The 22,159-nt window shown below is 65.7% G+C and carries 22 protein-coding genes and 1 pseudogene (1 of these 23 running past the window's edge); 7 read left to right on the top strand and 16 right to left on the bottom strand.

The annotated features are described in order from the left end of the window. Positions 1-16 precede the first annotated feature (16 nt). The 3 genes from AC1RRE_RS17355 to ftsE are packed head-to-tail and all read right to left on the bottom strand — an operon-like array spanning position 17 to position 2,140. Positions 17-574, bottom strand: coding sequence for a D-glycero-alpha-D-manno-heptose-1,7-bisphosphate 7-phosphatase (locus AC1RRE_RS17355; RefSeq protein WP_492982747.1), 558 nt, complete (start codon positions 572-574; stop codon positions 17-19). 13 nt (positions 575-587) lie between these two features. Continuing rightward, positions 588-1,478, bottom strand: coding sequence for a cell division protein FtsX (locus tag AC1RRE_RS17350; RefSeq protein WP_492982745.1), 891 nt, complete (start codon positions 1,476-1,478; stop codon positions 588-590). Beyond that, positions 1,475-2,140: a cell division ATP-binding protein FtsE gene (ftsE, locus tag AC1RRE_RS17345; protein ID WP_492982743.1), complete on the bottom strand. Its 666-nt coding sequence runs from the start codon at positions 2,138-2,140 to the stop codon at positions 1,475-1,477. Before ftsE ends, AC1RRE_RS17350 begins: the two co-directional genes overlap by 4 nt. Positions 2,141-2,342: 202 nt before the next feature. On the opposite strand from ftsE, the pseudogene AC1RRE_RS17340 reads away from it, so the two are divergent. The 3 genes and pseudogenes from AC1RRE_RS17340 to AC1RRE_RS17330 all read left to right on the top strand — a co-directional run. After that, positions 2,343-2,441 (top strand): annotated as a pseudogene (locus tag AC1RRE_RS17340) (zinc-ribbon domain-containing protein); the annotation flags it as partial. A gap of 69 nt (positions 2,442-2,510) precedes the next feature. After that, positions 2,511-3,293 carry a hypothetical protein gene (locus tag AC1RRE_RS17335; RefSeq protein ID WP_492982966.1) on the top strand — a complete coding sequence of 261 codons (783 nt, stop codon included), beginning with the start codon at positions 2,511-2,513 and terminating at the stop codon, positions 3,291-3,293. A gap of 215 nt (positions 3,294-3,508) precedes the next feature. Next, positions 3,509-3,877, top strand: a complete 369-nt coding sequence (locus AC1RRE_RS17330; protein WP_492982741.1) for a response regulator — start codon at positions 3,509-3,511, stop codon at positions 3,875-3,877. Between the two features lie 64 nt (positions 3,878-3,941). Here AC1RRE_RS17330 and AC1RRE_RS17325 read toward each other — a convergent pair whose 3' ends face one another. The 5 genes from AC1RRE_RS17325 to argH are packed head-to-tail and all read right to left on the bottom strand — an operon-like array spanning position 3,942 to position 9,667. Continuing rightward, positions 3,942-4,175 (bottom strand): hypothetical protein, encoded by a 234-nt coding sequence (locus tag AC1RRE_RS17325; RefSeq protein ID WP_492982739.1) that lies wholly within the window; start codon positions 4,173-4,175, stop codon positions 3,942-3,944. A 28-nt stretch (positions 4,176-4,203) separates the two neighbouring features. Further along, positions 4,204-6,768, bottom strand: a complete 2,565-nt coding sequence (locus AC1RRE_RS17320) for a TIGR02302 family protein (protein ID WP_492982737.1) — start codon at positions 6,766-6,768, stop codon at positions 4,204-4,206. Further along, positions 6,744-8,027: a diaminopimelate decarboxylase gene (lysA, locus tag AC1RRE_RS17315; protein WP_492982735.1), complete on the bottom strand. Its 1,284-nt coding sequence runs from the start codon at positions 8,025-8,027 to the stop codon at positions 6,744-6,746. The genes AC1RRE_RS17320 and lysA overlap by 25 nt, the downstream gene beginning before the upstream one ends. A gap of 30 nt (positions 8,028-8,057) precedes the next feature. Beyond that, positions 8,058-8,216: a hypothetical protein gene (locus AC1RRE_RS17310; RefSeq protein WP_492982733.1), complete on the bottom strand. Its 159-nt coding sequence runs from the start codon at positions 8,214-8,216 to the stop codon at positions 8,058-8,060. Beyond that, complete coding sequence (argH, locus tag AC1RRE_RS17305) at positions 8,213-9,667, bottom strand: argininosuccinate lyase (RefSeq protein WP_492982731.1); 1,455 nt, start codon at positions 9,665-9,667, stop codon at positions 8,213-8,215. The genes AC1RRE_RS17310 and argH overlap by 4 nt, the downstream gene beginning before the upstream one ends. Before the next feature lie 19 nt (positions 9,668-9,686). Between argH and AC1RRE_RS17300 the strand changes: the two genes are divergently transcribed. After that, the gene (locus AC1RRE_RS17300; protein WP_492982729.1) at positions 9,687-10,226 is read left to right on the top strand and encodes a TlpA family protein disulfide reductase; all 540 of its coding nucleotides are present in this window, start codon (positions 9,687-9,689) and stop codon (positions 10,224-10,226) included. A 7-nt stretch (positions 10,227-10,233) separates the two neighbouring features. Here AC1RRE_RS17300 and AC1RRE_RS17295 read toward each other — a convergent pair whose 3' ends face one another. The 5 genes from AC1RRE_RS17295 to asnB all read right to left on the bottom strand — a co-directional run bounded on the left by AC1RRE_RS17295 (position 10,234) and on the right by asnB (position 15,440). Then, complete coding sequence (locus tag AC1RRE_RS17295) at positions 10,234-10,626, bottom strand: hypothetical protein (RefSeq protein WP_492982727.1); 393 nt, start codon at positions 10,624-10,626, stop codon at positions 10,234-10,236. 54 nt (positions 10,627-10,680) lie between these two features. Next, on the bottom strand, positions 10,681-11,553 hold the full coding sequence (locus AC1RRE_RS17290) for a 3-hydroxybutyryl-CoA dehydrogenase (protein WP_492982725.1): 873 nt from the start codon (positions 11,551-11,553) through the stop codon (positions 10,681-10,683). Between the two features lie 23 nt (positions 11,554-11,576). Further along, positions 11,577-12,512, bottom strand: a complete 936-nt coding sequence (locus AC1RRE_RS17285; protein ID WP_492982723.1) for an electron transfer flavoprotein subunit alpha/FixB family protein — start codon at positions 12,510-12,512, stop codon at positions 11,577-11,579. A gap of 1 nt (position 12,513) precedes the next feature. After that, positions 12,514-13,263: an electron transfer flavoprotein subunit beta/FixA family protein gene (locus AC1RRE_RS17280; RefSeq protein WP_492982721.1), complete on the bottom strand. Its 750-nt coding sequence runs from the start codon at positions 13,261-13,263 to the stop codon at positions 12,514-12,516. Positions 13,264-13,496: 233 nt separating this feature from the next. Further along, on the bottom strand, positions 13,497-15,440 hold the full coding sequence (asnB, locus tag AC1RRE_RS17275) for an asparagine synthase (glutamine-hydrolyzing) (protein WP_492982719.1): 1,944 nt from the start codon (positions 15,438-15,440) through the stop codon (positions 13,497-13,499). A 152-nt stretch (positions 15,441-15,592) separates the two neighbouring features. On the opposite strand from asnB, the gene AC1RRE_RS17270 reads away from it, so the two are divergent. Both AC1RRE_RS17270 and clpB read left to right on the top strand, forming a co-directional pair. Next, positions 15,593-16,369 (top strand): hypothetical protein, encoded by a 777-nt coding sequence (locus AC1RRE_RS17270; protein WP_492982717.1) that lies wholly within the window; start codon positions 15,593-15,595, stop codon positions 16,367-16,369. Positions 16,370-16,583: 214 nt separating this feature from the next. After that, positions 16,584-19,190, top strand: a complete 2,607-nt coding sequence (gene clpB, locus AC1RRE_RS17265) for an ATP-dependent chaperone ClpB (RefSeq protein WP_492982716.1) — start codon at positions 16,584-16,586, stop codon at positions 19,188-19,190. A gap of 40 nt (positions 19,191-19,230) precedes the next feature. On the opposite strand, the gene AC1RRE_RS17260 is transcribed toward clpB, so the two are convergent. Genes AC1RRE_RS17260 through AC1RRE_RS17250 form a run of 3 tightly spaced genes read right to left on the bottom strand, consistent with a single transcriptional unit; the run spans position 19,231 to position 21,617 of the window. After that, a complete protein-coding gene (locus AC1RRE_RS17260) occupies positions 19,231-20,523 on the bottom strand; it encodes a cystathionine gamma-synthase family protein (RefSeq protein WP_492982714.1) in 1,293 nt (430 codons plus the stop codon). A 60-nt stretch (positions 20,524-20,583) separates the two neighbouring features. Then, positions 20,584-21,192 carry a glutathione S-transferase family protein gene (locus AC1RRE_RS17255; protein WP_492982712.1) on the bottom strand — a complete coding sequence of 203 codons (609 nt, stop codon included), beginning with the start codon at positions 21,190-21,192 and terminating at the stop codon, positions 20,584-20,586. Beyond that, the gene (locus AC1RRE_RS17250) at positions 21,189-21,617 is read right to left on the bottom strand and encodes a rhodanese-like domain-containing protein (protein ID WP_492982710.1); all 429 of its coding nucleotides are present in this window, start codon (positions 21,615-21,617) and stop codon (positions 21,189-21,191) included. Before AC1RRE_RS17250 ends, AC1RRE_RS17255 begins: the two co-directional genes overlap by 4 nt. 108 nt (positions 21,618-21,725) lie before the next feature. Between AC1RRE_RS17250 and gcvA the strand changes: the two genes are divergently transcribed. Further along, a protein-coding gene (gcvA, locus tag AC1RRE_RS17245) for a transcriptional regulator GcvA (RefSeq protein WP_492982708.1) crosses the window boundary here: on the top strand, positions 21,726-22,159 show its 5' end (the start). 472 nt of this gene lie beyond the right edge of the window; the window shows 434 of its 906 coding nt (coding positions 1-434); its start codon is at positions 21,726-21,728; the stop codon falls past the right edge of the window.

The following is a 22,159-nucleotide window of genomic DNA, read 5'->3' as shown; positions in this document are numbered from 1 at the left end:
AGTCAGTACTCGATGATCAGTTCGCCGTCTCGGCCAGCAGGCGCTCGACAGCCTCGGTCAGGTTTTCCACCACCGTGACCGGCAAAACGTCTTCGGGCAAGCCTTTTGCCAGCATCGATGCGCCCTTGCCGGTGCGCACCAGCATGCGGCGGCAGCCCGCTGCCTTGCCGGCCTGCAGGTCGATCACGTTGTCGCCGATGAACACGGTCTCCTGCGGTCCGGTGCGGAAACGCGCCATCGCCTCGCGCAGCATGCCCGGCCCGGGCTTGCGCCGTTCGGTCGGCGCATGCGAGGGGTCGGGCGCGAAGAAGATCGCGTCGATCGTCGCGCCGTCGCGGGCCAGATGGTCGCGCAGGGTATTGTGGATACGCTCCAGCATCGCTTCGTCGATCAGGCCCTTGCCGACGCAGCTCTGATTGGTGCAGATCGCCACATGCCAGCCGCGCGCATTCAGCTTCGCCACGGCCTTGCCCACATCGGGCAGCATGCGCAGCGCGGCCGGCGACAGCACATAGCCGTTCGGGATGTCCTCGTTCAGCACGCCGTCACGATCCAGCAGCACCAGCATGGTCATGCCCAGTTCTTCTTCATACCATGGCTTTCAGCGCGCCGAGCACGGTCAGGCGCGCGGTGACGATCGCCAGCAGGGTCGCGGCGACGGGCAGCAGCAGCAGCGTGATCCAGTGCCACCACAGCAGTGCCAGGCCGGGCAGCAGCCCCGCGCCGACGCCGCCGGCCAGCAGCTGGATCGCCACGATAATCAGCACGGCCATCCCGGCGCCGATGATGCCGCCGCGCACGGCCTGCGAGGCGACATGGCGCTGGAACTGGCGCGCGATATAGCCGTCTTCGGCGCCGATCAGATGCAGCAGTTCAATCGTGTCGCGGCGCGCGGCGAGCCCCGCGCGTGTCGCGAAGATCACCATCGCCGCCGTGGCCAGCCCGACCAGCAGCACGATGCCGCCGCCGAGCGACTGCAGCAGGCGGCCGATCTGAACGAGGCGGTCCAGCCATGGCTTGGGGTCGTCGATGCGCGCGCCGGGCACGGCGTTGCTGAGTCGCGCCGACAGCGCATCGACCGAGAGCGCGGCGGAGTCGCTCAGCGTCACGTCGATCATGCCGGGCAGGGGCAGGTCGGATTCCAGCGCCTCGGCGCCGAGCCAGGGCTTGAGCAACGCTTCGACCGCGCGACGATCCATCGCTTCGGCCTTCTCGATGCCGGGCACGCCGCGCAGCACGCCAAGCGCGGCTTCCAGACGCGGCGCCATCGGCTGACCCGGGCGGTCGGCGATCTGCACGGTCAGCTTGGCCGCGACGCCGCGACGCCAGCCATCGATGCTGCCATCCAGCGCCAGCGCGCCGGCCAGTGCCAATGCCGCGAGGAACACCATCACCGCCAGTGCCCAGGGCAGGAAGCGCGCGCCGCTGTCGGCTTCAAGCTGCAGGTCGGAGGGGCGAGGGGCTTTGCGCGCACTCATGCCGCATTCCTCTCGATCAGCAATTGTCCGGCGCGCAGGCGCATCACCGGAAAGCGGAAGGTCTGCAGCAGATGCGTGTCATGCGTCGCCAGCACGACGGCGGTGCCGAGCTTGTTCAGCTCGACGAACAGATACATCAGCCGCTCGGCCATCTCCGGGTCGACGTTGCCGGTGGGTTCGTCCGCCAATAAAAGACTGGGCCGCGCGATAACGGCGCGCGCGATCGCCACGCGCTGCTTTTCGCCGCCCGACAAGGTGGCCGGCCGCGCTTCCAGCCGGTCGCCGAGGCCGACCCAGCTTAAGAGTTCACTGACATGCTCGCGCGTGCGCTTCTCGTCGGCGCCGGCGATGCGCAAGGGCAGCGCCACGTTGTCGAGCGCGCTCAGGTGGTCGAGCAGGCGGAAATCCTGGAACACCACGCCGATGCGCCGGCGCAGCATGGGCAGGGCTGAGCGGCTGGCGGTGGAGACATCCTGGCCGAACATGGTGATCAGGCCGCGGCTCGGGCGCTGGGCCAGATAGAGCAGCTTGAGCAGCGAGGTCTTGCCCGCGCCGCTGGGGCCGGCCAGGAAATGGAAGGATCCGGCGGCCAGCTCGAAGTTGACGTCGCGCAAGACTTCCGGCCCGGGGCCGTACCGCATGCCGACGTTCTGGAAACGCACCAAGTCCCAACTCCTTGCTGCTCACGGGCTGCCCCACTGGGCTGCCCCACTGGGTTGCTCATGGGGCGAATCGTGCCGAATCGACCAAAGCCTTGCAGCACAATATCTTGCAAGGCTGTAGCCTTGCTTCAACCGCCCTGTCCGTCCTATAAGGGAAAGCATCCGGAAACGCAAAAGGGCTGGCTTCAGGCTGACTTAAGGCATGATTCTTACCTGCCCAAGCTGCGAGACCCGGTTCCACGTTGAACCCGCCCTCTTCGGCCCAGCGCCGCGGAAGGTCCGGTGCTCGCGCTGCCGCGCCGTGTGGGACCAGGAACCGCTCCCCGAACCCGAGCCCCAGCCCGTCCCCTCGGTGGTGCAAGCCGCAGGCATGGCTGGTCACGGAGCCGGTGCCGCGGAGCCCCTGGACGACGACGACTGGGTGCCGCCGCCGCCGCCCGGCGGCAAGGCGCCCGAGGCCGAAGCGATCAAACCCCCGCCGGTCATGGACCTGGAGCCGCCCGCGCCGCCGCGCATCACCGGCTTCGACGACGAGGTCGAGCTCGATCTGAAGCATATGGACCGGCCGCCGCTGCATCCGCCGCTGGACGAGCCCTTCAGCTCCTCCCTGCCCGAGGAAGGCGACCCCGACGAGGCGCTCAACCGCCGCCGCGCCCGCCTGGCCGAGGCCGGCGTCACCCGCGAACCGCCCAAGCCGCGCAAGCCGCGCTCCTGGGCCTGGACCGGCTGGCTGCTGCTGCTGGCCGTGATCGGCGGCATCGTGGGTGGCGGCTATGAAAAGCGCGTCGAGCTGGTGGCCTTCTATCCGCCGCTGGTCAAGCTCTATGAATATCTGCGTATCCCGGTCGACACCGCCCAGTGGCTGGGCCTGGAGCTGCATAACCTGAAATCCGCCACGGTGCTGGATAGCGGCGAGACCCGCATCGCGGTATCGGGCGATGTGGTCAATGTCAGCGACACCGAACGCGCATTGCCGCCGATCCGCGTCGCCATGCGCGGCGCCGGCGGCGCCGATCTTGGCGCGGTGATGATCAAGCTGGAACAGTCCAGTGTCGCCGCCGGCGAGCGCCTGAGCTTCGACGTCCGCCTGCCGGCACCCAAGGGCGAGGTCGTCGATCTGGAAGTGGCCTTCTCCAGCCAGACGGCGAACTGATCAGCATCCGGATGCGTTGCGGCCTGCGGCCGGCGCAGCACCCCCGGCAGCCGTTTCCACAATGATAATGCGCGTTTTCTTTTGCCGGCCTCGGGCGTAGTCTGGCTCCAGGGGCGCGCCGCGACGCGGGTCGGTCGCCCGAGCTGATTCCAGAACAGGTGGTGTGTCGCCGGCAAGAACTTGCCGCACAGGCGACGGCCGTCGGCGAGGGGATGATGGCACGTATTCTGGTCGCAGAGGATGAAGCGCCGATGCGGGAATATATCCGCCGCATCCTGGAATCACGCGGCCATGACGTGATGACGGTGTCCGATGGCGCCGATGCGCTGGTCCGGCTGGCGCGCCACCCCTTCGACCTGCTGCTCACCGATATCGCCATGCCCAACATGGATGGCATCGAACTCTGGCTGCATGTGGCGCGCGACTGGCCCAAGCTGCCGGTGCTGATGATGACGGGCTATGCGGCGCAGCAGCCCCGCGTGCATGACGTTGCCGAAACCGCGCCGCCGGTGCTGATGAAACCGTTCAGCATGGTCGATCTCAACGAGGCGGTGGAAGCGGCGCTGGCGGCGGCGGAGACGTAGTCGCCAAGTATCATTCGTCGTCCCCGCTTTCGCGGGAATGGGGGATGGGGGATCGGGAGAACCGTCAGTTCTTCTTCTCGCCGGCATCCGCGACCGGCGCGGTCGTCGTCGTACCTGCAGCCGTAGCTGGCGCCGTGGCCGGACCCTGCAGGCTCTGGTTGGCCGAGGCCGTGGCGCCTGCCACGGCACTCTGCACGCTTTGGGTGATAATGACGGCGGCCTGCGCGAAGGCGGCGACGGGAGTGCCGGAGAGCAGGGGGACGGTGAGCAGGGCGGCAATCATCAGCGACTTGGTCATGATGACACGCCTTCCATAAAAGCCGCACTCAGAAGCGGCGCAGCAGTCGGTCGAGATAATCCAGTTCCTGCGGCGTGCGCTCGCGGTTGCCGGCGCGGCGCTGCAATTCTTCCAGGATGCGGCGCGCGCGTTCCACCGGCGCCATGTCGGGCACGCGGGTGGCCTCGCCGGCATTCTCGTATCCGGTCATGTTGCGACCCAGCGGATCGCGCACCGGATTGCGCTGGTTCTGCCGTGAATCGGCGGCATCGGCCTGACCATTCGGATTGCCGCGCTGGGCCTGCTGCATCTGGTTCAGGCCCTGCCGCATCTGGTCCAGCGCATCGGTCTGGCCCTGCATGGCCTCACCCGGTTCGCCGCGGCGCAGGGACTCGCGCGCATCGCGCATCGAGCGTTCGGCCTTGCCCAGCTGGTCGGGCAGCTGGCCGCCATTGCGCTCGCCCAGCCGGCCCATCATGTCGCCCAGCTTGCGGCGCAGCTCTTCCTGCGCGCGCGCATCAGCCTCGTTCTCGGCGCGCTGCTGCGGCGTGCCTTCGCCACGGCCGAACTGCTGGCTGCGGCGGAAGCTGCGATCCAGCAACTGCTGCTGCTGGCGCAGCATCTCGCCGAATTCCTGCATCATCTGGCCTTGCTGGCCCTGGCCGCGCTGGCCCCGCTGCCCACGCTGGGCGCGCTGGTTCTGGCGGCCCTCGGGCATGCGCACGATGCGGCCGTTCTTCATCGCCTCCATCATGCGCTGCATCTGCTGCAGCATGTCCTTGGCCTGGTCACGATCGCCCATCTGCGCCATGTCCTGCGCCTGGTCCATCATGTCCTGCAGGTCGTCGTCGCTCATCGCTTCTTCGTCTTCACCCAGTTCTTCGGGCTGCTCGCCGCGCGCCATGCGTTCCATGGCGTCTCGCATCATCTGCTCCAGCATGCGATCCATCGCCTGCCGCATTTCCTGCATCAGCTTCTGGATTTCCTCGTCGTCCGCATTGCGGTCGATGGCATCCTGCAGCTTGTCCATCAGGGCCTGGAAGTCCTTCTCGCCCTGGTTGGCGCGGCCATCCTCGATATGCAGCGCCGTCTGCCACAGCAGGTCCTGCACGGCCGTCACCGATGCGGCGCTGCGGTTCAGGCGCAGGCGGGTGGCCGACATGCGCAGGCCCAGATGCGCGGTGTAATCGTCGCGATAGCGTTCCGGCGCCAGGCTCAGCGCGTTCAGCGCCGTCACCACGCGCTGCCACTGGCCGGGCTTCAGCGCCAGCTCGCGGCGCTGTTCCACGATGGCCTTGGCGACCGGATGGTTGAAGCGCCGCGCCGGCAGGGTCACGGTCACCGGCTCGCTGCGGCCGGTCTGGCCCAGCGCATCCTTGGCCACCAGCGTCATGCTGGCCTGCAGTCCGGCCCAGGGATGGGCGGTGAAATCGAAGCTCTGCTTGTCGCTGATCTGGCTGCCGCCGCCCAGCGGCACCGGCCAGTCGACCAGCACGGGCTGTTCCGCGCCGTCGCGGGTCAGTTCCAGCTGCACCTGCTGCACGGCGTAATCGTCTTCGGCGGTGAAGGCGACTTCCAGTTCGATGCGGCGCGCGGTCTTGGGGTCTTCGCTGTAGCGGATCTTCGGCGCCAGATCGGGCACCACGCGCAGCGGCCATTCGGCGAAAGCCTTGTCGCGACGCATCAGCGCCAGGGTGGGATGCTCGCCCTGCGTCAGGTCGAGCGCGAGATCGAGTTCGCCGTTGCGCTCGTCGATGGCATGCAGCGCCTGCTCGCTCTTGCCGAAGCGCAGGGTGAAGCCGGATGGCGGCGCGGCCAGCCGCAGTTTGAGCAGGCTGCCGGTGGGCACGGAGAGCGGGGCTGTGCTGCCCTGCTGGCCGTTCGGCCCGGCAGAAGCCTGCACAGGCTTGCCGTCGCGGGTCAGGAACATCGGCGCGCGGCCGGTATAGGCCGGCGGCGTGATCCAGGCCTCGATGGCCAGTTGCGTGCCGGCGGGCAGCACCGTGCCGGGATTGAGCGTATCGGCCAGGCGCTGGCCGCGATCCTCGCCGGGGCTGGCCCAGGCGACGACCAGCAGCAGGCCAAGGGCGGCGCGGAAGCCCCAGACGTCGCGGCGCCACCAGCCGGCTTCGGGCGTGCCGACGCGCACCTCGGCCAGCTGCGCCAGCGCGCGCTGGCGATGCAGGTCCCAGATGGCCAGCGCAATCGGGTCGTGCTGTTCGGCCGACAGCTTGTCGGCCACGGCTTCCAGCGGGCGGTGCCGCAGCAGGTTGATGCGTTCCAGCCGGCGCATGGCGTCGGCGCGGCTGGGCCAGCGCAAGGGACGCAGGTCGCGCCACAGCAGGGCGCCGAAGGCGGCGGCAAAGCCGGCCAGCATCAGCCAGTGCAGCCAGACCGGGGTGAAGCGCCAGATGTCGAAGCCGGCCAGGATCAGCAGCACCGCCAGCACGGCGGCGGCCGGCATCAGGGCGGGCCAGAAACGCTCCCAGAAGAGGGCGGCGCGGGCGAGACCGAGGCGACGTTCCAGGATAGGCGCGAGCGCCGCGACCAGACCGGTGGTTGGAACCGGTTGGGACGGATCGGTGTGCTCTACGCCTTCGCCTCGCTGAGCCATGCCGGCAGGGTCTCCAGGGCGGTCATCTCGTCAATGGTGGCGCGCCGGCGCGTGATGGCAAACCGGTCGCCACTGACCAGCACTTCAGGCGCCAGCGGACGGGCGTTGTAAGTGGAGGCCATGGCTGAACTATACGCACCCGCAGACAGGATGGCCAACAAATCTCCGGCATCCGCCGGCGGCATCGGCCGGTCTTCGGCAAAGGTGTCGCCGGTCTCGCAGACCGGGCCGACGATATCGACCGGCGCCTGATTTGCGCCGGGATTCGGGGACTTAACCGGCACGATGCGGTGGAAGGCCTCGTACATCGCCGGGCGGATCAGATCATTCATGCCGGAATCGAGGATCAGGAATGTCTTCTGCTCGGCATGTTTCACATAGGTTACCTGCGTCAGCAGGAGGCCGGCATTGCCGACCAGGTAGCGGCCGGGCTCCAGCGCCAGTTCACAGTCAAGCTTGCCGATATGCTTGCGCACCAGATCGGCATAGGCGCGCGGATCGGGCGGCGTTTCGTCGTCATACTGGATGCCGATGCCGCCACCCAGGTCGAAGCGGTGCAGGTTGTGGCCCGCCGCGCGCAAACTGGTGATCAGGTCGGCCAGCTTGGCGAAGGTGGCGTCATAGGGCGCCAGATCGGTCAGCTGGCTGCCGATATGCACATGCACGCCGACGATCTCGATGCCGGGCAGCTTCGCGGCCTCGGCATAGACCTCCAGCGCGCGGTTGTAGGCGATGCCGAACTTGTTGGTCGCCTTGCCGGTGGTGATCTTCTTGTGCGTCTTGGCATCGACATCGGGATTGATGCGGATGGCGATCGGCGCCTTTACGCCTAAGCCGCTCGCCACCTCGGACAGCGCCTGCAGCTCGGGCTCGGATTCCACGTTGAACTGCAGGATGCCGCTCTTCAGGCCCAGCGCCATTTCATCGCGCGTCTTGCCCACGCCGGCGAAGATGATCTTCTGCGGCGCGATGCCAGCCTTCATGGCCAGCTGCAGCTCGCCGCCGGAGACGACATCGGCGCCGGCGCCCAGGTCGCGGAAATGCCGCAGCACGGCCAGGCTGGCATTGGCCTTCATCGCATAGGCGATCAGGTGGTTCATGCCGGCGAAGGCATCCGACAGGCTCTTGTAGCGGTCGGTCAGCGCGGCGCTGCTGTAGACATAGGCCGGCGTGCCGACCTCGGCCGCGATCTTGGACAGCGGAACGTTCTCGGCGCAGAGCGCGCCGTCACGATAGGGGAACCAGGGAAAACCGGACATAGCAGTCTCGACAGGAAAAGATTTGGAAGATCAGTAATAGCGGATGCTTTCGCGGCGCGGCGGCAGCGTGCCGGGACGCTCGATCGCATCGGGCGGATATTCGGGCACATCCTTGCGGCCGCAGGCCGCGAGCCCGGTCAGGCCGAGGATGAGCAGCAGGGCGAAGGCTTTGGCGCGTCGCATGCTCATCCGCCTTTCTTCGCCAGCAGCTTGCGCCAGCGCGCCACCTGCTTTTTCACATTGGCCGGCGCGGTGCCGCCATAGGACACGCGGCTCTTCACCGAATTCTGCACGCCCAGCACGGCGAAGATATCCTTGGTGATGCGCGGCTCGACGCTTTGCATCTCCTTGAGCGTCAGGGCTTCCAGCGGCTTGTCCTGCAGCTCGGCCATGCGCACCAGGCTGCCGGCGACATGATGCGCCTTGCGGAACGGCATGTCGATCTTGCGCACGCACCAGTCGGCCAGGTCGGTCGCGGTGGTATAGCCTTCGCCGGCTGCTGCCTGCATGCGCGGCGCATTGGCCTTCAGGTCGCCGATCATGCCTGCGGTGGCGGCGATGCAGAGTTCCAGGCTGTCGACGGCATCAAACGTCGGCTCCTTGTCTTCCTGCATGTCCTTGCCGTAGGTCATCGGCAGGCCCTTCATGGTGATCAGCAGCGCGTTCAGGCTGCCCACGATGCGTCCCACCTTGCCGCGCACCAGTTCGGCCGCATCGGGATTGCGCTTCTGCGGCATGATCGACGAGCCGGTGGTGAAGGCATCGCTGAGCGAGATAAAGCGGAACTGGGCGGATGTCCAGATCACGATCTCTTCGGCGAGGCGCGACAGGTGCACGGCGCAGATCGACGCGGCCGACAGGAATTCCAGCGCATAGTCGCGGTCGGCCACCGCATCCAGCGAATTCGACATCGGCGCGCGGAAGCCCAGCTCCTTGGCCGTGCTGGCGCGGTCGATGGGCAGCGACGTGCCGGCCAGGGCGGCGGCGCCCAGCGGGCTTTCGTTCAGGCGTGCGCGCGCATCCTGCAGGCGCGAGCGGTCGCGGCCGATCATCTCGACATAGGCCATCAGGTGATGACCGAAGGTGACGGGCTGGGCAGCCTGCAAATGCGTGAAGCCCGGCATCACGGTGGCGGCATATTCGTCGGCGCGGCGCAGCAGGGTCAGCTGCAGGTCCTTCAGGCCCGCATCGACGCGGTCGATGGCGTCGCGCACCCAGAGCCGGAAATCGGTCGCCACCTGGTCGTTGCGCGAGCGCGCGGTGTGCAGGCGTCCGGCCGGCGTGCCGATCAGCTCGGCCAGCCGCGCCTCCACATGCATGTGGATGTCTTCTAGTGCGGGATCGATCTTCAGCTTGCCGGCCTCGATCTCACGCAGAATTGTCTCCAGCCCGCCGATGATCTTCTTGCCCTCGGCAGAGGAAATCAGGCCCTGTCGTACCAGCATGCGGCAATGCGCCATCGAGCCACGGATGTCCTGGCGATAGAGCTTCTGGTCGAAGCGGATCGAGGCGTTGATCTCGGTCATGATCGCCGCCGGGCCTGCGGCAAAGCGCCCACCCCACATGGTGTTGGCTTGCTTAACCTTGGCCCCAGCCTTAATTGAAGACTGCGACTTATCTGATTTCTTGCGTGCGGACATGATCGGGATAATGGCTGGTATGAAACGGTTTCTGACGATTTTGGCCCTGGCCGTCGCGGTCGCCCAGCCCGCTTTCGCCGCCGAACTCCCCCGTCACGGCGAGATGCGCAAACTTAACCTCTCGGCCGAGCGGAAGCCAGTCGCCTTGGCCGAATTCCAGAACCCCCAGGACCAGACCGTCACGCTGGAGGCCTTCCGGGGCAAGGTGGTGCTGCTCAATCTCTGGGCCACCTGGTGCATTCCCTGCCGGGAAGAGATGCCGGCGCTGGACAATCTGCAGGGCCTGCGCGGCTCCAGGGATTTCGAGGTGGTGGCGGTGGCGCAGGATCGCGCCGGCCGCGGCAAGGTCGAGCGCTTCCTGGGCGATGTCGGCGCCCGCCGGCTCGGCACCTACATGGACAGCAGCATGAAGTCGGGCCGCGCCTGGGGCTCGGTGGGCTTGCCGACCACCATCCTGATCGATCGCCAGGGCCGCGAAATCGGCCGCCTGATCGGCGCCGCCACCTGGGACGGGCCGGACGCGCTGAAGCTGATCGACGCGGCCATCGCTGAGAAATAGGCCTTTTCTATGGGAACGGCTTCGTTCCGTCGAATCCGGTATACACGTCTTCCGATCGACGCCCTTTCCGGTCTTCGATAGTGACCGTGAAATGCGGTCCATACGCGACATCAGTGCCAAAGCGAGCCGTCAGAACGGCGAATTCGGCGGGATCGATGCCCTGCCTCTTGCAGAGGTCGGCCAGCGTATCGCCATACAGGCGGAGTGCGCCTTGCAGCTTGGTTGACGGCGGCGCTCCGGTCGTTGCCGCAGTCAAAAAATCGACCGTGATGAAACCTTCCGGCGACTGTCTGGCCTCGGCGAAAATGTCGGTTTCGTAGACGCCGATCATCAAGCCGATGCCGCTGGCCAGTGAGTGCGCGATATTGTGGCCGATGGATTTCAAGATGCCGAATTTCATGGTCTGACACTAACAAAAAAGCCCGCCGGTTGGGCGGGCTTTTGTTGATCCGTTTTACCGTGTCGGCGTCGGATGTTCGCCGCGATAGTCGTAGAAGCCGCGGTTGGTCTTGCGGCCGAGCCAGCCGGCCTCGACATACTTCACCAGCAACGGACACGGGCGATACTTGCTGTCGGCCAGGCCCTCGTAGAGCACCTGCATGATCGAGAGGCAGGTATCGAGGCCAATGAAATCCGCAAGCTGCAGCGGCCCCATCGGATGGTTGGCGCCCAGCTTCATGGCGGTGTCGATGGCTTCGACCGAACCCACGCCTTCATACAGCGTGTAGATCGCCTCGTTGATCATCGGCAGCAGGATGCGGTTGACGATGAAGGCGGGGAAATCTTCGGAGTTGGCCGGGGTCTTGTTCAGCTTGATGGTGAGTTCGCGCACCATCTTGAAGGTGTTTTCGTCGGTGGCGATGCCGCGGATCAGCTCGACCAGCTGCATCACCGGCACCGGGTTCATGAAATGCATGCCCATGAACTTTTCCGGCCGGTCGGTCGATGAGGCCAGACGGGTCACCGAGATCGACGAGGTGTTGGTCGCCAGAACCGCCGTCGGCTTCAGGACGGGACAAAGGTCGGCGAAGATCTTCTTCTTCAGGCCCTCGTTCTCGGTGGCGGCTTCGACCACGAAATCGGTATCGGCGAAAACGCGGATGTCGTTCGAGGTGCGGATATGCGTCAGCGCCTTGGCCTTGTCGGCCTCGGTGATCTTGCCGCGCGCCACCTGGCGGGCCATGTTGCCGCCGATGGTTTCCAGCGCCTTGCCGAGCTGCTCGGCGTTGATGTCCTGCAGCACGACATCATAGCCGGCCAGCGCGCAGACATGGGCGATACCATTGCCCATCTGGCCGGCGCCGATCACCCCAATGGTCTTGATCATGCGGTTCCCACCGTTCGCTTTACTTACTTGCCGAGCTCGGCTTCGAGTTCGGGCAGGATCTTGAACAGGTCACCAACCAGGCCGTAATCGGCGACCTGGAAGATCGGCGCCTCTTCGTCCTTGTTGATGGCGACGATCACCTTCGAGTCCTTCATGCCGGCCAGATGCTGGATCGCACCCGAGATGCCGACGGCCACATAGAGCTGCGGCGCGACGATCTTGCCGGTCTGGCCGACCTGGTAGTCGTTCGGCACGAAGCCGGCGTCCACCGCGGCGCGGCTGGCGCCGACGGCGGCGCCGAGCTTGTCGGCGACGGCCTCGATCAGCTTGAAATTCTCGCCCGAGCCCATGCCGCGGCCACCGGAGACGATGATCTTGGCCGAGGTCAGTTCCGGACGGTCCGACTTCTGCAGCTCCTGGCCGATGAACTTGGACAGGCCGGCATCGGCGGCACCGTCGGTCTTTTCAACGGCGGCCGAACCGCCATCGGCGGCGGCGGCAGCGAAACCAGTGGCGCGCACGGTGATGACCTTGATGGCATCCGTGGACTGCACGGTCGCCATGGCATTGCCGGCATAGATCGGACGCACGAAGGTGTCGGCAGACTTCACCTCGACGATGCCCGAGATCTGGGCCACATCCAGCAGCGCGGCGACGCGCGGCAGCACGTTCTTGCCCGAGGTGGTCTCCGGCGCGAGGATCGCGGCGTAGCCCTTGCCGATAGTGGCGACCAGCGCGCCGAGCGGCTCGGCCAGGCCATGGGCATACTGCTCGCCCTCGACCTGGATGACCTTCTTCACGCCGGCGACCTTGGCGGCGGCGGCGGCGGCGGCATCGGCGCCCTTGCCGGCGACCAGCACATGCACATCCGCATCGATCTTGGCGGCGGCGGTGACGGCGTTCAGCGTGGGCGCCTTGAGCGAGGCGTTGTCGTGTTCAGCAATGACGAGGACGCTCATCTCAGATCACTCCCGCTTCGGTCTTCAGCTTCTGCACCAGCGTCGCCACATCGGGCACCTTGACGCCGGCCTTGCGCTTCGGCGGCTCGTCCACCGACAGCGTCTTCAGGCGCGGCGCGATGTCGACGCCCAGGTCTTCCGGGGTCTTTTCATCGATCGGCTTCTTCTTCGCCTTCATGATGTTGGGCAGCGAGGCATAGCGCGGCTCGTTCAGGCGCAGGTCGGTGGTCACCACGGCCGGCAGCTTGAGCTCGACAGTCTCCAGACCGCCGTCCACTTCGCGCACCACGGTGGCCTTGCCATCGGCGAAGGCGGCCTTGTTGGCGAAGGTGCCCTGGGCCCAGTTCAGCAGGGCGGCCAGCATCTGGCCGGTCTGGTTGCTGTCGTCATCGATGGCCTGCTTGCCGACGATGACAAGCTGCGGCTGCTCGGCTTCAACGATCTTGGCCAGCAGCTTGGCTACGGCCAGCGGCTGCACGTCGGCGTCGGTCTTGATCAGGATGCCGCGGTCGGCGCCCATGGCCAGCGCGGTGCGGAGAGTCTCCTGTGCCTGGGCCGGGCCGATGGAGACGGCGATGACTTCGGTGGCGGTGTTGGCTTCTTTGAGCCGCACGGCCTCTTCGACGGCGATTTCGTCGAAGGGATTCATCGACATCTTTACGTTGGCGAGATCGACACCCGTCTTGTCCGCTTTCACGCGGATCTTGACGTTGAAATCTACCACGCGCTTGACCGCGACCAGAACCTTCATGGACGTCAAACCTTGGTTGTTGCGAGCGAGTAATTTAAGGCGAAAGTGACACTTGAGACGGTGCGCAGCCCGTCAAACCCCAAAGAAATCCCAAGGAAACCGGGGCCGCGCATACGTTTTTCGCGCTGCACACTATAACCCGCTTGGGGGGCTGTCAACGAACCGCCATGCGGCCGGAGAGTTCCCGAAAGCCTCGCCAAGTCACCGTGCCGTTAGGGAAATTCGGTATTCTGTCAGGCCAGTGCGACGCCCGGCCAGCGCTGCCGCCAGGCCTGGAACATCAGCACCGTCCACAGGCTGTGCTGCCAGTTGCGGCGGCCGCTCAGGTGCTCGCGCCAGCGCTGTTGCACCGGACCCGGATCGATCAGGCCATCGGCTTTCAGCCGCTGCTCTGAGAGCAGGTCTGCGGCCCAGTCCCTTAACGGCCCGCGCAGCCAGTCGCCGACCGGAATGCCGAAGCCGGTCTTGGGCCGTTCCACCATCTCGCGCGGCACATACTTGTACAGCACCTGCCGCAGCAGGCGTTTGCCTTGCCCGCCCTGCAAAAGGCGATCCGGCGGCAGGGTCCAGGCATATTCCACCACGCGGTGATCCAGCAGCGGCACGCGCGCTTCCAGGGAGACCGCCATGCTGGCGCGGTCCACCTTGGTCAGGATGTCGTCGGGCAGATAGGTCGTCATGTCGCGATAGCGCAGGCGCGCCACGGTTTCGGGCAGTTCGCCGGCCAGCCGCAGGTCGGGCGCTGCACGCGGATGCGCGCCATGCACCATGCTTTCGCCGTCCCATTGCGTGACCAGGGCTGCATACATCGCATCGGCGTCGGCCTCGGCCATGATGCCGGCGGCCTTGTGAATCTTGTCGCCGATGAATTTAGGCTTGTAGCGCTGCGGCACCGGCGAAAACACCGCGTCCCAGGCGTCCGGCGACAGCATCTTCAGCAACCCGCCGCCACCGCTGCGCATCGCGGCCGGCACGGGGCCGACGGCATTCCACAGCCGGTCGATGCCCTGATAGCGCACATAACCGGCAAAGATTTCGTCGCCGCCATCGCCCGACAGCGACACCGTCACGCTTTTGCGCGCCAGCTCGGAGACAAGATAGGTGGGAATCTGGGACGAGTCCGAAAACGGCTCGTCATACATCTCGGCCAGTTTCGGGATCACGTTGCGGGCGTGACCGGGATCGATCACCAGTTCGGTATGGTCGGTGCCCAGGTGTTTGGCCACCGTGCGGGCATGGTCGGCCTCGTTGAAGGCCTCGTCGGTGAACCCGATGGAAAAGGTCTGCACCGGCTGGGTCGACTGCGTCTGCATCAGCGCGACGACGGTTGATGAATCGATGCCGCCCGAGAGGAACGCGCCCAGCGGCACATCGGCCATCATGCGGCGCTTCACGGCATCTTTCAGCAGGACATGCAGGTCTTCCAGCTGCTCGGGTTCACTGCGCGTGTCGCGGTTGCGCATCCCGGTGGCGGCGATCTTGCGCAGGTCCCAGAAGCAGCTCAGCGTGGTGCTGCCATCCGGATCGACGCGCAGGATATGGCCCGGGGGCAGCTTCTGCACGCCGGCATAGATCGCGCGCGGCGCCGGCACATAACCAAAGCGCAGATAGCCGGCCAGCGCATCGCGATCCAGCATCGGCGTCCAGCCCGGATAGGCGGTCAGCGCCTTCAGCTCCGATCCGAACAGCAGGGCCGGGCCTTCGCTCGTAGTCTGTTTGCTCCAGTAGACCGGCTTGATGCCAAGGCGGTCGCGCACCAGCCACATCACGCGGTCTTTGCGGTCCCACAGCGCAAACGCGAACATGCCGATGAAGCGCGGAATGGCTTTTTCCACGCCCCAGGCGGCGCAGGCTTCCAGCAGCACTTCGGTGTCGCTCGTGCCACGGAAGTTTATGCCGGGAAGATCGCGCGCCACTTCGGCGGCGTTGAAGATCTCGCCGTTGTAGCAGATGACGAAGCGCTCGCTGGCGCTCAGCATCGGCTGCGCGCCGGTCTCGGTCAGGTCGACGATGGCAAGGCGGCGATGGCCAAAGGCCAGGCCTGCCGGCGCATCCAGCCAGGATGTGGCGGCGTCAGGGCCGCGATAGGCGATGGCATCGGTCATCGCGGTGACGCGACGGCCCAGCGTATCGGCCGGGGTGTCGCGTCCGGTCAGGATGCCTGCGATGCCGCACATAGATGACTCGGTCCGTTCAAACGCGGGGAGGGCTGCCTCAGTGTTTAGGGGAGCGCCGCAGCCACGTAAACGGCGGGACTCCGGATTGACATTTATTCCTATATACTCTATATGTTCTCTATCGCGATGTCAATCATCCACAGGAGACCGCCATGGGCGAGCGATATGATCCGTTCAAGGATGAAACCTTGGGCACCCCGGACGAGCCGCCGCTGCCAAGGAAGAGGCGCAAAGCCCCGGTCATGATCGACTGGAAGGCGGTCGCCCGCCGTCTCGCCGAGGGTGAGAAGCCGGTTGCGATTGCGGCGGCGCTCGCGATCAGGGAAGACCGCATCTGGGAGCATCTGAAGCGCAGCCTGCGGTTCCGCTTCCTGCTGGGGCAGGCGCTGGAGCGCCAGCGGCAACTTGTCGGCCTGCGTCTGGCCGCCGGTGGCCGCGCCGCCCTGCTCAATCGCAGCCTGGAATCCGAAGCGCTGGACGCCGAGATGTTGCGCTGCCTGCTGGATCAGGAGGCGATGGAAGGCTCTGCCGGCGATGTGAAAAAACGCATCGAAACGCTGGGCGAAACCGGCGCGCGGCCGCCCAACATGGCCTTGCGCAAGCGCATCGCCGACGAACGGCGGGAGATGGATGCCTTCGTGGCCCAGAGCATAAGCCAGCATGTCGCGCTGATGACGGCGCGCGCGGCCGAGACCCGTGAAGCGGACGAAGCCGCGCGAACCGAAACGAACCAAACGAAGCCAAACGAACTGAAACGAACCAAAACGAACGAGAACGAAGCCAAACGAACGCAAACGAAGCCAAACGAACGGAAACGAAGGAGGGCGAGCCTCGGCGGATGGTGGACCTCCCGCCTGTCGGGACGCGCCCGCCCACCATTGTTGATCTGGAGGGGCCCGACCTCGCCCGGCTGCGGGAAGCGGGTCTGATCGGGCCACCCCGCAGTGAAACCGGGCCCGGCCCATCCTGACCTGGATCAAGGCGAACTCTTGCGCCCCTGCGGCATTGTTTCCGGCAGCATTCTTTAACGGCCCCTCTTGTAGCCTGCGGCGGGCTTCCCACATTTCCGGTGCGGGGTCCGCCCCGGAGCCAGCCGCCAAGCGGGGGCACCGGATTTAAGGACTGCCGGACAAGGAGTTCGACATGGATTTCGAGAAATACACCGAGCGCAGCCGCGGCTTCCTTCAGGCTGCCCAGACCATGGCGCTGGCCCGCGGGCATCAGCGCTTTTCGCCCGAGCATCTGCTGAAAGTCCTGAATGACGATCCGGAAGGCATGGCGGCCGGCCTGATCCGCGCTGCTGGTGGCCAGCCTGAGGTCGTGAAGGCCAAAACCGAAGAGGCGCTGGCCAGGATTCCCAAGGTGGAAGGCGGTGGTGCCGGCAGCCTGTATATGGCGCCCGAGATGGCGCGCCTGTTCGAAACCGCCGAAAAGCTGCGTGAAAAGGCCGGCGACAGTTTCGTCGCCGCCGAGCGGCTGTTGCAGGCGCTGGCGCTCTCTACCGGCACGCCGGCGGGCGACGCGCTGAAGGCCGGCAACGTCACGCCGCAAACTCTGGAAAAGGCGATTCAGGATATGCGTAAAGGTCGCAAGGCCGATTCCGCGTCGGCCGAACAGGCTTACGATGCGCTGAAGAAATATGCCCGCGATCTCACCGAGGCCGCCGAACAGGGCAAGCTCGATCCCGTCATCGGCCGCGACGAGGAAATCCGCCGCACGATCCAGGTTCTGTCGCGCCGCACCAAGAACAATCCCGTGCTGATCGGCGAGCCCGGCGTCGGCAAGACCGCGATTGTTGAAGGTCTCGCCCTTCGCATCGTCAAGGGCGACGTGCCGGAAAGCCTGAAGAACAAGAAGCTGATGGCGCTCGATCTCGGCGCCATGATCGCCGGCGCGAAATTCCGTGGCGAATTCGAGGAACGGCTGAAGGCCGTGCTGGCGGAAGTCACCGCGGCCGAGGGCCAGATCGTGCTGTTCATCGACGAGCTGCACACGCTGGTCGGTGCCGGCAAGGCCGATGGCGCCATGGATGCCTCCAACCTGCTCAAGCCCGCGCTGGCGCGCGGCGAGCTGCATTGCGTCGGCGCCACCACGCTGGATGAATACCGCAAGTATATCGAGAAGGACGCTGCGCTGGCGCGGCGCTTCCAGTCGGTCTTCGTCGGCGAGCCGACGGTGGAAGATACCATCTCGATCCTGCGCGGCCTGAAAGAGAAGTATGAGGTGCACCATGGCGTGCGCATCACCGACAGCGCCATCGTGGCCGCCGCCACGCTGTCCAACCGCTACATCACCGACCGCTTCCTGCCGGATAAAGCCATTGATCTGGTCGACGAGGCGGCCTCGCGCCTGCGCATGGAAGTCGACAGCAAGCCCGAAGCGGTGGACGAACTCGACCGCCGCATCATGCAGCTCAAGATCGAGCGCGAGGCGCTGAAGAAAGAGACCGACGTCGCCTCGAAAGACCGGCTGACCACGCTGGAATCCGAACTGGCCGATCTGGAAAGCCGCTCGGCCGCGCTGACGGCTGCCTGGGAAGGCGAGAAGGCCAAGCTGGGCGATGCGCAGAAGCTGAAAGAACAGCTCGATCAGGCGCGCCTTGATCTCGACCAGGCCAAGAGCAAGGCCGACTGGAATCGTGCGTCTGAATTGTCGTATGGCGTGATTCCCGATCTGGAGCGCAAGCTGCAGGACGCGGAAAAAGGTGGCGGCAAGGATAACAAGGCGATTGTGCGCGAGGCCGTCACCGAGAGTGACATCGCCGGTGTGGTGTCGCGCTGGACCGGCATTCCGGTCGACAAGATGCTGTCGGGTGAACGCGAAAAGCTGCTCAAGATGGAACAGCGGCTGGGCAGCCGCGTGGTCGGCCAGGACGAGGCGCTGGTGGCCGTCGCCAATGCGGTGCGTCGTGCACGCGCCGGCTTGCAGGACCCCAACCGCCCGATCGGCAGCTTCCTGTTCCTCGGCCCCACCGGCGTGGGCAAGACCGAGCTGACCAAGGCGCTGGCTGAGTTCATGTTCGATGACGACAGCGCCATGGTGCGCATCGACATGTCGGAATACATGGAAAAACACGCGGTCAGCCGCCTGATCGGCGCGCCCCCGGGCTATGTCGGCTATGACGAGGGCGGCGCGCTCACCGAGGCCGTGCGCCGCCGGCCCTATCAGGTGATCCTGTTCGACGAGGTCGAAAAGGCGCATCCCGATGTGTTCAACGTGCTGCTTCAGGTGCTGGATGACGGCCGGCTGACCGATGGTCAGGGCCGCACGGTGGATTTCAAGAATACCGTGATCATCCTGACCTCCAACCTGGGCAGTGAATATCTCGCGCGCGCCGAAGGTGAAGTGATCGACGAGGCGCTGCGCCATCAGGTGATGGAAGTGGTGCGCGCCAGCTTCCGGCCGGAATTCCTCAACCGTCTGGATGAGGTGATCCTGTTCCGCCGCCTGAGCCGCGAGAACATGACCGGCATTGTCGACATCCAGCTCATGCGGCTGCGCAAGCTGCTGGCCGATCGCAAGATCGAACTCAAGCTGGATGATGCGGCGAAGAAGTGGCTGGCTGATGCCGGCTACGATCCGGTCTACGGCGCGCGGCCCTTGAAACGGGTGATCCAGCGTTCGCTGCAGAACCCGCTGGCCAGCATGATCCTGGAAGGCGAGATCGCCGATGGCGTGACGGTGAATGTGAGCGCCGGCCCACAGGGCCTGACGATCCAGGACCGCATCGTCGACGTGGCGGCGGAGTAAATGGAAAGGGCCCCGGTAACCCGGGGCCCTTGCAGGTTTGTTAAGTGTGTGCGGCTTCTTTAAACGCTGCCTCCAGGTCGTCGATCAGGTCGTCGGGATGTTCGAGGCCGATCGAGACGCGGATCAGGCCTTCGGTGACGCCGAGCACGTCGAGGATCTTGGTGCCGACGCCCGAATGCGTGGTCGAGGCCGGATGGCAGACCAGTGATTCCGTGCCGCCCAGGCTGACGGCGGATTTGAACAGCCGCAGTGCGTTGATGAGCCTGAAGCTCTGCTGCCGCGAAGCACCTTCCAGCGTGAACGAGAAGGTCGAGCCCGGGCCTGAGCACTGGCGCTGGTAGACGGTCTGATAGGTGTTGTCGGGGATCAGGTCCGGGTGGCGCACCGTGACCTTCATATGCGGATTGGTGTTGAGCCACTGTGCCACCTTGCGGCCGGTCTCGGCCGCGCGGGTCATGCGGATCACCAGCGTTTCCAGCGAGCGGGCGATCATCCAGCTGGAATGCGGGTCGAGCTGGCTGCCGAAGGTGTTGCGGTAGCTGCGGATGCGGTCGAGATGGTGTTTCGCACCGACCGCGCTGCCGGCCACCAGGTCGCTGTGGCCGCCGACATATTTGGTCAGCGAGTAGACCGCGATATCGACGCCATGCTGCAGCGGCTTCTGGAAGATCGGGCCCAGCATGGTGTTGTCGCAGACCACGATGGGCCGCTGGCCGCCCTGTTTCTTGGCGATGGCATCGGCGGTCCTGGCCACCATGGCGAAGTCGACCATGGCGTTGTTCGGGTTGGCCGGCGTCTCGATGAAGATCATGGCGATGCGACCTTTGGCGGTGCCGGCAGCCGCCGTGATGTCGCGGTCATGCAGGCCGTCATGGAATTCGGCGGTATGAATGCCGAATTCGGGCAGCACCTTGCGGATCATGGTCTCGGTGCCGCCATACAGCGGTGAGGAATGCAGGAGCGTGTCGCCGGGACGCAGGAAGGTGAGGAAGGCGCTGGCAATCGCCGCCATGCCGCTGGAAAAGACGGCCGCCGCTTCCGCGCCTTCGAGCAGTGCCAGGCGGTCCTCGACGATTTCGAGATTGGGATGGTTGAAGCGGCTGTAGATCAGGCCGGCCTTCTCGCCTTCGGGCAGCTTGGTGCGGCCTGCCATTAGGTCGAAAAAGGCGGCGCCGTCTTCCGCCGTCTTGTAGGCGAAGGTGGAGGTGAGGAAGACCGGCGGCTTCACCGCGCCTTCCGAGAGGAAGGGGTTGTAGCCGTAGGTCATCATCTGGGTTTCGGGATGCAGGTCGCGGTCGCCGGCCCGGGTCTTGGTCTCGGTGCGTTTTGCCATCTTGGGTCTCCTGTCTGGGACAGAAGATAGCGCACCCAAAATGGCAAAAGCGTGGTTTCGTCAGTCTGACGGCAACATCTTCACGTGGCCATGCTGGCTGGCGACCCGTCCCATCCAGGCACGGATGGCGGGGAAGGGCTTGAGGTCGAGATCGGATTCATCCGCCCGGTGTGTGTAGGCATAGAGCGCGATATCGGCGATCGAGTAGCTGCCGCCAACGAAGAAGTCGCCTGTCTGCAGATGCTTCTCCATCACGGCCAGCGCCGCGCGGCCTTTTTCCAGCCGCTCGGGCATCTCGGCCATGCGCGGATGCTCGCGGCCCAGATGCCGCAGAATCCAGCGCGGCGTGGCGACGTAGGGCTCATGGCTGTACTGCTCGAAGAACAGCCACTGCATCACCTGCGCCTTGGCCAGCCGGCTGTCGGGCAGATACTTCGTGCCGTCGGCGAGGTAGCACAGGATGGCGTTGCTTTCCGGCAGCACGATGCCGTCTTCCAGCTCCAGCGCCGGAATGCGGCCGTTCGGATTCTTGGCCAGAAACGCATGCGTGCGGGTCTCGCCCTTGTCGAGATCGAGTTCGACGCGGCGATAGGGAATGTCGAGATGCGCCAGCAGCAGGCGGCATTTATAGCCGTTGCCGGAATCGAGGTAGTCATACAGCGTCATCATTGCGCAGTCTCCACCATGCCGGGCTCGCGGCCCCGGGCGTAAGAAAATCCTTCATCGGCCCAGCCGGTCATGCCGCCGATCATGATCTTCACGGCATAGCCCATCGTCGCCAGCTTGAGCGCGGCGCGGTCGGCGCCGTTGCAATGCGGCCCGGCGCAGTAGACGACGAACAAGGTGTCGTCGGCGAAATTGTCGGTCATGCGCGCCGCGGTGATGTCGGCCTGCGGCAGGCTGATCGCGCCGGGCACATGATTCTCGGCATAGGCCTTGCGGCCGCGCACATCGAGCAGCACGAAGTCGCGCTGGCCATGGCTCAGGCCGTGATGCACGTCCCAGCAGTCGGCCTCGAAGGTGAATTTGCGGGCGAAATGCAGCCGGGCTTCGGCGGCCGGCGCGGCAGGGGTTTCGGCGACATAGCTGGGCATCGGAGGCTCCCGTGGTTGCTGTCCGGATGGTCGCGTAAGCCTGCCTAAGGCGCAAACGAGTGTTTCTAGGGTATTGGCTTAGGAAAGCTAAGGCATGATACTGGGCCCATGCGCCGCCGCCTGCCGCCCCTCAATGCCCTGCGCGCCTTCGAGGCCGCCGCCCGCCATGGCAGCTTTGCCTTGGCCGCGGTCGAACTGGGCGTCACGGCGGCTGCGATCAGCCAGCAGGTGAAGGGGCTGGAGGATCAGCTGCAGGTGCCGCTGTTCCGCCGGCAGGCGCGCGGGCTCACGCTCACTGATGCCGGCCGCGCCTATATGCCGGGCTTGAGCGATGCGCTCGACCGCATGGCAGCCGCGACCGCGCGATTGCGCGAGGGCGGCGAGACCGGTCTGGTCACCGTTACCACGCTCGCGTCTTTCGCAGCGGGCTGGCTGGTGCCGCGGCTGTGGCATTTCCGGGGGCTTTATCCCGGCATCGATCTGCGCATCGACACGTCGAGGCGGCTGGTGGATTTCTCGCGCGAGGATGTCGATATCGCGAT

This window comes from Ferrovibrio sp. GW821-FHT12D07 (genome assembly GCF_058807275.1).
This window is presented reverse-complemented; position numbering and strand designations above follow the sequence as displayed.

Excerpts from the sequence above, each read along its gene's own strand:
- AC1RRE_RS17355 (WP_492982747.1), bottom strand. The coding sequence starts at position 574 with ATGACCATGCTGGTGCTGCTGGATCGTGACGGCGTGCTGAACGAGGAC.
- AC1RRE_RS17350 (WP_492982745.1), bottom strand. The coding sequence starts at position 1,478 with ATGAGTGCGCGCAAAGCCCCTCGCCCCTCCGACCTGCAGCTTGAAGCC.
- AC1RRE_RS17335 (WP_492982966.1), top strand. The coding sequence starts at position 2,511 with ATGGCTGGTCACGGAGCCGGTGCCGCGGAGCCCCTGGACGACGACGAC.
- AC1RRE_RS17330 (WP_492982741.1), top strand. The coding sequence starts at position 3,509 with ATGGCACGTATTCTGGTCGCAGAGGATGAAGCGCCGATGCGGGAATAT.
- AC1RRE_RS17325 (WP_492982739.1), bottom strand. The coding sequence starts at position 4,175 with ATGACCAAGTCGCTGATGATTGCCGCCCTGCTCACCGTCCCCCTGCTC.
- AC1RRE_RS17320 (WP_492982737.1), bottom strand. The coding sequence starts at position 6,768 with ATGGCTCAGCGAGGCGAAGGCGTAGAGCACACCGATCCGTCCCAACCG.
- lysA (WP_492982735.1), bottom strand. The coding sequence starts at position 8,027 with ATGTCCGGTTTTCCCTGGTTCCCCTATCGTGACGGCGCGCTCTGCGCC.
- AC1RRE_RS17310 (WP_492982733.1), bottom strand. The coding sequence starts at position 8,216 with ATGAGCATGCGACGCGCCAAAGCCTTCGCCCTGCTGCTCATCCTCGGC.
- argH (WP_492982731.1), bottom strand. The coding sequence starts at position 9,667 with ATGTCCGCACGCAAGAAATCAGATAAGTCGCAGTCTTCAATTAAGGCT.
- AC1RRE_RS17300 (WP_492982729.1), top strand. The coding sequence starts at position 9,687 with ATGAAACGGTTTCTGACGATTTTGGCCCTGGCCGTCGCGGTCGCCCAG.
- AC1RRE_RS17295 (WP_492982727.1), bottom strand. The coding sequence starts at position 10,626 with ATGAAATTCGGCATCTTGAAATCCATCGGCCACAATATCGCGCACTCA.
- AC1RRE_RS17290 (WP_492982725.1), bottom strand. The coding sequence starts at position 11,553 with ATGATCAAGACCATTGGGGTGATCGGCGCCGGCCAGATGGGCAATGGT.
- AC1RRE_RS17285 (WP_492982723.1), bottom strand. The coding sequence starts at position 12,512 with ATGAGCGTCCTCGTCATTGCTGAACACGACAACGCCTCGCTCAAGGCG.
- AC1RRE_RS17280 (WP_492982721.1), bottom strand. The coding sequence starts at position 13,263 with ATGAAGGTTCTGGTCGCGGTCAAGCGCGTGGTAGATTTCAACGTCAAG.
- asnB (WP_492982719.1), bottom strand. The coding sequence starts at position 15,440 with ATGTGCGGCATCGCAGGCATCCTGACCGGACGCGACACCCCGGCCGAT.
- AC1RRE_RS17270 (WP_492982717.1), top strand. The coding sequence starts at position 15,593 with ATGGGCGAGCGATATGATCCGTTCAAGGATGAAACCTTGGGCACCCCG.
- clpB (WP_492982716.1), top strand. The coding sequence starts at position 16,584 with ATGGATTTCGAGAAATACACCGAGCGCAGCCGCGGCTTCCTTCAGGCT.
- AC1RRE_RS17260 (WP_492982714.1), bottom strand. The coding sequence starts at position 20,523 with ATGGCAAAACGCACCGAGACCAAGACCCGGGCCGGCGACCGCGACCTG.
- AC1RRE_RS17255 (WP_492982712.1), bottom strand. The coding sequence starts at position 21,192 with ATGATGACGCTGTATGACTACCTCGATTCCGGCAACGGCTATAAATGC.
- AC1RRE_RS17250 (WP_492982710.1), bottom strand. The coding sequence starts at position 21,617 with ATGCCCAGCTATGTCGCCGAAACCCCTGCCGCGCCGGCCGCCGAAGCC.